Source organism: Pseudomonas nabeulensis, from assembly GCF_004682045.1.
Classification (GTDB): domain Bacteria; phylum Pseudomonadota; class Gammaproteobacteria; order Pseudomonadales; family Pseudomonadaceae; genus Aquipseudomonas; species Aquipseudomonas nabeulensis.
In genome coordinates, this window is record NZ_QUZT01000116.1 from 1 (window position 1) to 9,693 (window position 9,693).

A 9,693-nucleotide genomic window follows, 5' to 3' on the forward strand; every position below is an offset into this window, starting at 1 on the left:
CGCAACCGCTTTTGCCGGGGTACGAGCGCCCAACACTTTGGCTACGGCTTCCTTCACACGACCAACGCCCTGAGCCAGTTTCAGGCTTTCTTGAGCGTCTTTTTTGAGTTGGGAAATGTAGGCGCGGGTTTCAGCTTGGCGATCCTTGAGGGCGTCCAGCAGGTCCTCAAGTTCTTTGACGGCGTCTTTGGCTTTGGCTTGTGCCTTGGCCTTGCCAGCAGTGGCGGCGCCTTGCAGTTTGGTGCGGGATTTGTGCAGCTTTTCTTGCGCTTTACCGCGTTGTTTTTCCAGCTTGGCGAGCAGTTTTTCTGCATCGGCCAGGGCTTGGGAACAAGCGCTTTCCAGATGTTCGAGCAAGCTGCCCGAAAGTTGTTGGAGTAAATGCAACGGGGTATTAACAGGCTTCTGTTTGGCCGACATGGTTTACCTCCTGGCTGACGTGGGTGCGGCTCATACTAGCCCTCTGCTCTTACCGCCGCTAGGGCATGTTGACAGTATCGTTTGCGTTGCGTTGCAACGTACGAAAATTCTTATCGATATAACGAAAACACGCGGCACTTTTTACCTGCTCGCACTGGCATAATCCGTCGCACTTTCGGCAGGAGAATGCCCCATGTCGCGTTACTTTTTTCTTGTGCTGGGCTTGGCGATTTCGGTGGCCCACGGCAACGAGCAATCGCCGCCCAACATCCCTTCGCAGGACCAACACGACCTCGCCTACAGCCTGGGTGCCAGCCTCGGTGAACGCTTGCGCCAGGAAGTCCCCGACTTGCAAATTCAAGCATTGCTGGACGGGCTCAAACAGGCCTATCAAGGCAAACCCCTGGCGCTGGATAACGCACGTATCGAGCAGCTTCTGGCCCAGCACGAAGCGGACGCACAGACACCTCATAGCGAAAGCGCGTTAGCCGCCGAACAACAATTCTTGAGCAAAGAAAAAGCCTTGAAAGGCGTGCGCGAATTGGCGGATGGAATCCTGCTGACCGAACTGACCCCAGGCACTGGCAACAAGCCGATGGCCAGCGATCAGGTCCAGGTGAAATATGTGGGCCGACTGCCCGATGGGACGGTGTTCGATCAGAGCACTCAGCCGCAGTGGTTTCGCCTGGACAGTGTGATCAGCGGCTGGAGCAGTGCGCTGCAACAGATGCCCGTAGGCGCAAAGTGGCGACTGGTGATTCCATCAGACCAAGCCTACGGCGCCGACGGTGCTGGTGAGTTGATCCCACCCTACACACCGCTGGTATTCGAGATCGAATTGCTCAGCACTCGCCCCTGACCCAATAAAAAACGGTGCGCACTGCGCACCGTTTTTTGTCTGCCGTCCTGGATCAAGCCTGAGTCGCAGGCTCTTCCTTGTGAGCGTTGTGCAGCACTTCGATCAGGCAGTCTTCCAGCTCGAAACGCTCGTGCAGCAACCCACCCAACTTCTTGAATTCTTCCGCGACGCATTTGCCGGCATCACACAGGTCATTGAACGCGAGCAGCTTCTCGGTGATGACATCGATGCGTGGGTAAAGGGTCTCGGCCAGATCCAGGCCACGCTGATCGTCGAAGGCTTCCGCTTCCTTGGTGAGTTGTTCATAGACGCCGAAATGGCCGGCCGACACGTAGTCCACCAATGAACCGCAGAACTCTTGCAATGGCTTGCGATTTTCAGCCAGCGCATCGGGTTTGTCGCCGAGCGCATCAAAGTCCCGAACCAGTTCGTGACGTGCCTTCAGCCAATTATCGATCAGCTTGTGCACCCCACCCCAGCGTTCCTGAGCATTCTGACAACTTTCCAGCATGATGATCTCTCTTCCCTATAGGGGCGCTGCCGCCTGGTGCCCGCGCAACACTTCAAGGATAAAGCGGCAGCCGGACAAGGCCGCATCTGACAAACGGTTTCAATGACACGTGCGGGCCAGATTATGCCCGCATGACTATGGCTTCAAGGTACGCAGGAGAGAAAGTTCATACAAGTGTTTAATCCCGTCCTACAAACCACAACCTGTTTTCACCGCCCTGGCGAACGCAAACGTTGGCTCAATAACAATTGTGAAAACTGCATGACACCCAGGATCAGCATGGCCACGAAGAACAACAAGCTCCATTCGGGCAGGCTTAAGTCAAACAGGGTCCAATTGATTTCCACGCAGTCAACCGTGCCTTTGACCGTCGACCGCAGCGCCTGCCAAAACGACAGGTTTTCAATCATGTGGTGCAGGCTGGGCCAGCAGTCGGCGGCGTGGTCGGGTGTGGCGTTTTGTAGCAAGACCTGGCGCACCGCAGTGAAGGCGCCGAGCAATGCGCTGCCCATGCTCGCCAGCCCGTAGAAGTAGGCGGCAGAACGCGCGGGGTTGTGGAGCGCGCCCACCAGATTGATCAACGTGAAAGCGGCCAGGAAGAATCGTTGCAACTGACACAGGAAGCACGGGCGCAGAGACACACCGAACTCAAGGTAAAAAGACGCACCCAACGTCAGCGCACCCGCCATGAACGCGAGGATAAACAAGGAGCGTGAGGGGGCAAAAGACATGCTTTATCCGCATCGCGAAAGATAGGCCGCTACGGTAGAGGAAAGGCCTGACCCCTTTCAATAAGCACTAGCGCAGACGTTTCCGCGAGAGCGTAAGGACATTCCATCAAAAGATGGAAGACTTCGGGAGTCAAAACGTAGGACTAAGCTGAGAAAGCTTCCAAACCCCTTGCTTACGGGAGGACCGGAGGGCCAGCGATCAGACGCGTCTGTGCCGACCCTCGAATACTTTCTTCAAACTCGTGCAGGAACGGGCAGCGGCGATGCCAGCAGACGACTGTCCAGCAGACCCAGGCCTTCCTGGAACAACTGGTTGCTGCGCTCGGTGTCGCCCAACTGGGCCAGCAAGCGCGCCAGCTCGGCACAGGCCTCTGGGTTGCGCTGCACCTGCAGGCTGCTTTCAAGATAGTCCCGCGCCTTGCCCCACAGGCTGTTTTGCAGGCACAAACGGCCCAACGTCAGCAGCAGACTGGCGTCACCGGGATGGTCCTTGAGCCAACCTTCGGCAAACTTCAATTGCCGGGCCGGGTCACTGCCACGCAGCAGGCCGTAGAGGCGGATCAAATGACTGTCGTAATCGCGTTTGAGCGCACCACGCAACGCCTCCTCGGCCTTGGCATCGGCGCCCAACTGGCGCAGTTGCTCGGCATAGGCCAAGACCAGTTGCGGCTCCTGGCGCTGGGCGGAAGTGAGTTGCTGCCAGGCTCGTTCAAGGGACTGCAAACCCGCTTCGCCCTGTTCTTCACGCTGGGCCGCCAGGCTCAGGTTCTCGCCCCAGGCACGACGCTCCAGTTCAGCCAGCTCGCTGGCGGGCAATACCTTGTCCTTGCGCAATTCCGGTAACAGGCGGATCACCGACGACCAATCGCCGCGCTGCTGATGCAAGCGCTGCAACTGGCGCAGTACCTGGGCGTTATGGGGATGGCGCTCGTGCATGGCCTGCAACGTGGTCAACGCGCCCTCGGTGTCACCACGGTCCAATTGCAGTTGCGCGTGGCTCAAGGCAACCGCCAACTCAGCCTGGGGTTGACGCTCCAGAGCCCGTTCCAGCAAGCCGTCGGACTCTTCATAGCGCCCTTGTTCATTGGCCGCGCGCGCTGCACCGAGGTAATAGAGCAAGGGTTGACGTTCGGCCTCGGCAGCACGATGCAGGTGGCGCTCGGCGCTGGCCCAGCGGCCTTCGGCAAGGTCCATCTGGCCCTGCTCGATGGCGATCTGCACACGACGGCTGCGGTTACGCCGCGACCACGGGTTGACCACCCCACCGGAGGTGGTCACCAGGCTCAGCAACACACGGACCAGGTAGATCGCCAGGCCAATGGCAGCCACTGCCACCAGGGTCGCCCACAGGCTCGACTCGTAGTGCAGCACATGGGGATAAGTAATCAGCACGTAGCCGGTGTGTTTCGAAATGCCCACGGCCAGTGCCAGCGCGATTGCAATCGCCAGCATCAGGATCACATAGAAACGCTTCATCGGCTCTACTCCTGCTTCGCCGGCGCGGCCGCCGCCTTCGCTTCATCGGCAGACAGGTGCCGACGCTCAAGGTACGCCTGCACGGCGGCCAGGCTCGCGGCCAGGTCCGGCGTCACCACCGAGACAGCCTTGGGCTCAAGCTCGGCGATACGTGCCAGCATCGCCTTGCTCTGCGGGTTGTCCTGGTTGAAGTTGTCTTGCAACACACTGCGCGCTTCGCCCAGGGAGCGGCTGTACACCGCCGACTCGCCATTGAGCGCCGCCCATTGCGCTTGCTCCAGGGCCAGGCTCAAGGCCAGGCGCACTTGGTTCAGGCCTTGACCGGCCAGCAGCGGACGGATGTTGTCGTCGGGGTTGAAGTCGATGCGGAAGTAGCGGGAAATCTGCTCCCACCACTGGCTCCAACGGCTGTCGGTATCAGTGGTCGGGCGCCCTTGGGAGGCCGGCTCGGTCAACTGGTATTCAGGGGCGATGGCCGCCAATTGCACCACCTGGTCACGCAACGCGGCCAGTTGCAGATAGAGGCCGGTGCGATCCGGTTGCTCGGTGCTGCGCAACGCGGCCAGGCTCTTGGCCAATTGCTCGCGGGCGGCATAGGAGCCCGGGTCGCTTTGTTCACGCAGAATCTCGTCCGCCCCCTGCACCAGCGCCTGAGCGCTGTTGATATCTTGCAGGGCCGATAGACGCAAACTCGCCAGACGGATCAGATGCTCAGCTTCGGCCAAGCGCCAGTCCTGACGGCTGGCACCCAGCACGGTTTCCAGGCGTTGGCTCAGGCGTTGCTGATCACCCTGCAACTGGGCAACCAGACGACGGCGCTCTTCCAGCTCCTCCGCCCCTGGCAATTGAGCCAGGCGCGCGGCCAGTTGCTGCTGGCTCTGCTTGAGAGATTGGGATTGATCATCGAGCGTCTGCACCTGTCCCAATTGCTGCTGGCTGCTGGCTTGCAGGGCACGGACCTGCCAGATCCCCCAACCGCCGGCGGCTACGCCTGCGGCGCCCAGCAACAAGGCGACAATTGCCAGGCCATTGCCACGGCGCGGCGCGGAGACCGGTGACTCAACCGGCGCATCGAGTGCGGGTTGGGTTTCATCTTTAGGCAAGGCTGTTTCGCTCACGTATCCGTCCTTTGCGTATCAGAGAGTGGCAGCGTCATGACTGCGCAGCGCCACTAACAAAGCCGCGGCACTCGCGCCGCGACAATCCACAACTTTTTCTGCGCCCGCTGCCCGCGCCATCTCCTGGACTCGCGGGCTGGGCACGAACAACGGCAGCTGTGCCACCTGGGGCCACTCGGCACCGGCCAGAGCCTGCAGGTTCAGCAAACCCTGCCCACTGCTGACCACCAGGCCGTTCAGGCGTTCCAACTGGATGCGCTGCATCAGCGCACCGGCGTCATAGGCCGGAAGGAAACGACGGTACAGCTCCAGGTAATCGACACTAGCACCTTGCTCGCGCAAACGCTGCGCCAGCAGTTCACGGCCGCCCTCGCCGCGCAGGATCAGCACCCGCGCCTCGGGCCGTGCGATAGCCTCGCTCAACGCAGGCAATTGAAGCAAGGCCTCGCTGTCATCGCCAGCGTGAGGGTAGTGAACGTTGAGGCCATGATCCGCCAGTACTTGGGCGGTGGCGGCGCCGACGCTGAACCATGGCAGTAGCAGCCACGCTTGATCCAACTGCTGTACGGCAAGGCGCGCAGCCGGCTTGCTCACTACGATTACTGCGCAATAACGGCCAAGGTCGTGAAAGACGCCTTGCTGCCCAGATGTCAGCACCAGCGGTTCGATGTCCAGCAAAGGCAAGCTGCTGCTGAAAATACCGGCGTCGGACAGCGACGCCGCCAGGGCCGTCGACTCCTCGGCAGGCCGCGTCAGCAGCACACGCCATTCGGTCACTGCGGGCCGGCCTCGCCGTAGACCTTTTGCAGAATGGCGCCAGCGCCTTTGCTCAGCAGCTCTTCGGCCACCTGAATGCCCAAGGCCGTGGCGTCACGCTGCGGGCCGCGCACTTCCGCGGTCAGCAGGGTGCCCCCGTCCGGGTCGCCCACCAGGCCACGCAGCCACAGGTTTTCGCCTTCAAGCACCGCGTAGCAGGCAATCGGCACCTGGCAGCCACCGTTGAGGTGCTTGTTCAGGGCGCGCTCGGCCGTGACGCGTACTTCGGTGTCGTGGTGATCGAGGGGTTTGAGCAGCGCATGGATTTCACTGTCAGCGGTGCGGCATTCGATGCCCACGGCACCCTGCCCGCCTGCTGGCAAGCTGTCTTCGACGCTGATCGCCGAGGTGATGCGGTCTTCAAAGCCCAGGCGGATAAGGCCCGCGGCGGCGAGGATGATCGCGTCATACTCACCCGCATCGAGCTTGGCCAGGCGAGTGTTGACGTTGCCGCGCAGGAAGCGAATCTGCAGGTCCGGACGGCGAGTCAACAACTGGGCCTGGCGGCGCAAGCTGGAAGTACCAACGATGCTGCCCTGAGGCAGGTCATCCAGGGAGGCATAGGTGTTGGAAACGAAGGCGTCACGCGGGTCTTCGCGCTCGCAGATACAAAAAAGGCCCAGGCCTTCGGGGAAGTCCATGGGCACATCTTTCATCGAATGCACGGCGATATCGGCGTCGTTTTCCAGCAGTGCGGTTTCCAGCTCCTTGACGAACAGGCCCTTGCCGCCGATCTTCGACAGCGGCGAGTCCAGCAGCTTGTCGCCGCGACTGACCATGGGCACCAGGGACACCGTGAGGCCCGGATGGGCCTGTTCAAGGCGTGCTTTGACGTATTCGGCCTGCCACAAGGCCAGGGCACTTTTACGGGTGGCGATGCGGATTTCGCGAGAGGACATGGATCAATCCGTACTGAATAGATACGGCAGATAATAACAGCTCAGGCAAATACGCTTTGATTTGAATCAGCAAGTGCGGGGCCTCCCTGGCCACGCCGCACCGGGATCAGGGCTGCACGCCTCGGGCTAAAGCTGCTGCATCATCTTGCGCACACCGGCGACATGGCGCCGGCTGACGATCAATGCATCACCGTTGAGCCCCTTCAAGAACAGCTGAAAGTGCCCCAGGGGCGTGCGTTGCAGGCGCTCGATTCGCTCGCGAGCCACCAGCGCGTTGCGGTGGATCCGCACGAAGCGGTCGCCAAACTCATCCTCAAGGGCCTTGAGCGGCTCATCGAGCAATACTTCGCCGGCCTCGTGGCGCAGGGTCACGTATTTGTGGTCAGCAATAAAGTAGACCACCTGGCTTAACGGGATCAGTTCGATACCTTTTCGGGTACGGGCACTGATATGGCTGCGCGGCCCGTTGCCACTCTGGGCCGCCGGCTGGGTCAGGGCGGCGAGCTGGACGCGGTTCGGGCGCTCGGCTTTTTTCAGCGCCTTGAGCAACGCTTCGCCAGTGACCGGCTTGGTCACGAAGCTGGCACCGCTGGCCTCAAGCGTGTCTGTGGAAAAGTCGTCCGCCGCTGCACTGAACACCACGGCGGGTGGCGATTCTCTCTCGCTGAGCCGTGCGGCCACTTGCAGGCCATCAAGACCCGGCATACGGATATCGAGCAGCACCACATCCGGCTTGAGGCTGTCGATCAGCGTCAACGCCTCTTCGCCCGTGGTGGCGCTCGGTTCAAGGACTGTATAACCCTCAAGTTCGCTGACCAAACGGCTCAGTCGCTCGCGGGCTTGGGGTTCGTCATCAACGATCAGGACATTCATATTGCGCTGGATTCCTGCGTGAGTCTCGCACAAGGATAGCGTAGACAGGTGCGGTGACTTGCGTCACAGCGATCCACGCTAAGACTAGCGCGAGCGGCAAAAAGTGCCCCGGCAGCGGCACCCATATTTACCCGGACCTGTTCAATAGCGCCCAAGACCTGCTGCCTGCGGGCACCGTCGTAGGGTTTGCTGATACACAATCCGAATACCCCCCGTTTTAAATGGATAGTCTGGGCTCTGACCGCATCACCCGACTTTGGTGCATTCACACACTATCAGTCCAACTGTAGACGCTCACTGAGACGACATTGCTCAATCGTCAAATATCGTTTCAATAAGCCTCTATCTCCAGTCTCGTCCTGGACGCGGTCGGCGGCAAGGCACTTAGCCATCGTTTACACAAATAAAAATGCCGACGACCCGCAGCACCGCCTCTGCGGGCAACCCTGTTATCATCGCCGGCACACTTCCAAGCCTCTTTATTAAGCAGATCACGAGCGAATCCATGAGCACCGACAAGACCAACCAGTCCTGGGGCGGCCGCTTCAGTGAACCCGTCGACGCCTTCGTCGCCCGCTTCACCGCCTCCGTCACCTTCGACCAGCGCCTGTACCGCCACGACATCATGGGCTCCATCGCCCACGCGACGATGCTGGCCAAGGTCGGCGTACTGACCGACGCCGAGCGCGACAGCATCATCGACGGCCTGAAAACCATTCAGGGCGAGATCGAAGCCGGCACGTTCGACTGGCGCGTCGACCTGGAAGACGTGCACATGAATATCGAGGCCCGCCTCACCGACCGCATCGGTGTGACCGGCAAGAAGCTGCACACCGGCCGTAGCCGCAACGACCAGGTCGCCACCGATATCCGCCTGTGGATTCGTGACGAAATCGACCTGATCCTGTCCGAAATCACCCGCCTGCAAAAAGGCCTGCTGGAGCAGGCCGAGCGTGAATCGGACACCATCATGCCCGGCTTCACTCACCTGCAAACCGCACAGCCTGTGACCTTCGGCCATCACCTGCTGGCCTGGTTCGAAATGCTCAGCCGCGACTACGAGCGCCTGGTGGATTGCCGCAAGCGCGCCAACCGCATGCCGTTGGGCAGCGCTGCACTGGCCGGCACTACCTACCCGATCGACCGCGAATACACCGCGCAACTGCTGGGCTTCGACGCCGTGGGCGGCAACTCGCTGGACGGCGTGTCCGACCGCGACTTCGCCATCGAATTCTGCGCCGCCGCCAGCATCGCGATGATGCACCTGTCGCGCTTCTCCGAAGAGCTGGTGCTGTGGACCAGTGCGCAATTCCAGTTCATCGACCTGCCGGACCGCTTCTGCACTGGCAGCTCGATCATGCCGCAAAAGAAGAACCCCGACGTGCCCGAGCTGGTGCGTGGCAAGAGCGGCCGTGTATTCGGCGCACTGATGGGCCTGCTGACCCTGATGAAAGGCCAACCACTGGCCTACAACAAGGACAACCAGGAAGACAAGGAACCGCTGTTCGACGCCGCCGACACCCTGCGCGACTCGCTGCGCGCGTTTGCCGACATGATTCCGGCGATCAAGCCCAAGCACGCGATCATGCGCGAAGCGGCCTTGCGCGGGTTTTCCACCGCCACTGACCTGGCGGACTACCTGGTGCGCCGTGGGCTGCCGTTCCGTGACTGCCACGAAATCGTTGGCCATGCCGTGAAGTACGGCGTGGACACCGGCAAGGACCTGGCGGAAATGAGCCTGGAAGAACTGCGCCAGTTCAGCGACCAGATCGAGCAGGACGTGTTTGCCGTGCTGACCCTGGAAGGCTCGGTGAATGCGCGTAACCACGTGGGCGGCACTGCGCCGGCACAGGTGCGGGCAGCCGTGGTGCGCGGCCAGGCGCTGCTCGCCAGCCGCTAAACCGGGGTCTCTCAGACAACTTGGCCAAAATGTGGGAGGGGGCTTGCCCTAATGCCTGTCAGTTAAGGTAACAGCAGATGAGCGGCTTTC

The 9,693-nt window shown here is 61.0% G+C and carries 10 protein-coding genes; 2 read left to right on the top strand and 8 right to left on the bottom strand.

The annotated features are described in order from the left end of the window. Nucleotides 1-420: AlgP family protein (locus tag DYL61_RS30535; RefSeq protein WP_193559472.1), on the bottom strand; the 420-nt coding region annotated here is incomplete at its 3' end. A gap of 193 nt (nt 421-613) precedes the next feature. On the opposite strand from DYL61_RS30535, the gene DYL61_RS30540 reads away from it, so the two are divergent. Beyond that, a complete protein-coding gene (locus tag DYL61_RS30540; RefSeq protein ID WP_135311479.1) occupies nt 614-1,279 on the top strand; it encodes an FKBP-type peptidyl-prolyl cis-trans isomerase in 666 nt (221 codons plus the stop codon). A 52-nt stretch (nt 1,280-1,331) separates the two neighbouring features. On the opposite strand, the gene rsd is transcribed toward DYL61_RS30540, so the two are convergent. From rsd to DYL61_RS30570, 7 genes are all read right to left on the bottom strand, one after another. Then, entirely contained in the window at nt 1,332-1,790 is a 459-nt protein-coding gene (rsd, locus tag DYL61_RS30545) for a sigma D regulator (RefSeq protein WP_135311480.1), read from the bottom strand. 209 nt (nt 1,791-1,999) lie between these two features. Further along, nucleotides 2,000-2,521: a disulfide bond formation protein B gene (locus tag DYL61_RS30550; RefSeq protein ID WP_135311481.1), complete on the bottom strand. Its 522-nt coding sequence runs from the start codon at nt 2,519-2,521 to the stop codon at nt 2,000-2,002. 234 nt (nt 2,522-2,755) lie between these two features. After that, nucleotides 2,756-3,997, bottom strand: coding sequence for a heme biosynthesis protein HemY (locus DYL61_RS30555; protein WP_135311482.1), 1,242 nt, complete (start codon nt 3,995-3,997; stop codon nt 2,756-2,758). Nucleotides 3,998-4,002: 5 nt separating this feature from the next. Further along, nucleotides 4,003-5,115 carry a uroporphyrinogen-III C-methyltransferase gene (locus tag DYL61_RS31690; RefSeq protein ID WP_238704630.1) on the bottom strand — a complete coding sequence of 371 codons (1,113 nt, stop codon included), beginning with the start codon at nt 5,113-5,115 and terminating at the stop codon, nt 4,003-4,005. Nucleotides 5,116-5,133: 18 nt separating this feature from the next. Beyond that, nucleotides 5,134-5,892 (bottom strand): uroporphyrinogen-III synthase, encoded by a 759-nt coding sequence (locus DYL61_RS31695; protein ID WP_238704631.1) that lies wholly within the window; start codon nt 5,890-5,892, stop codon nt 5,134-5,136. Then, nucleotides 5,889-6,830 carry a hydroxymethylbilane synthase gene (gene hemC / locus DYL61_RS30565; protein WP_135311483.1) on the bottom strand — a complete coding sequence of 314 codons (942 nt, stop codon included), beginning with the start codon at nt 6,828-6,830 and terminating at the stop codon, nt 5,889-5,891. The genes DYL61_RS31695 and hemC overlap by 4 nt, the downstream gene beginning before the upstream one ends. Nucleotides 6,831-6,956: 126 nt before the next feature. After that, nucleotides 6,957-7,703 (bottom strand): LytR/AlgR family response regulator transcription factor, encoded by a 747-nt coding sequence (locus DYL61_RS30570; RefSeq protein WP_135311484.1) that lies wholly within the window; start codon nt 7,701-7,703, stop codon nt 6,957-6,959. Between the two features lie 505 nt (nt 7,704-8,208). Here DYL61_RS30570 and argH point away from each other — a divergent pair. Continuing rightward, a complete protein-coding gene (argH, locus tag DYL61_RS30575; RefSeq protein WP_105696002.1) occupies nt 8,209-9,603 on the top strand; it encodes an argininosuccinate lyase in 1,395 nt (464 codons plus the stop codon). Nucleotides 9,604-9,693 lie beyond the last annotated feature (90 nt).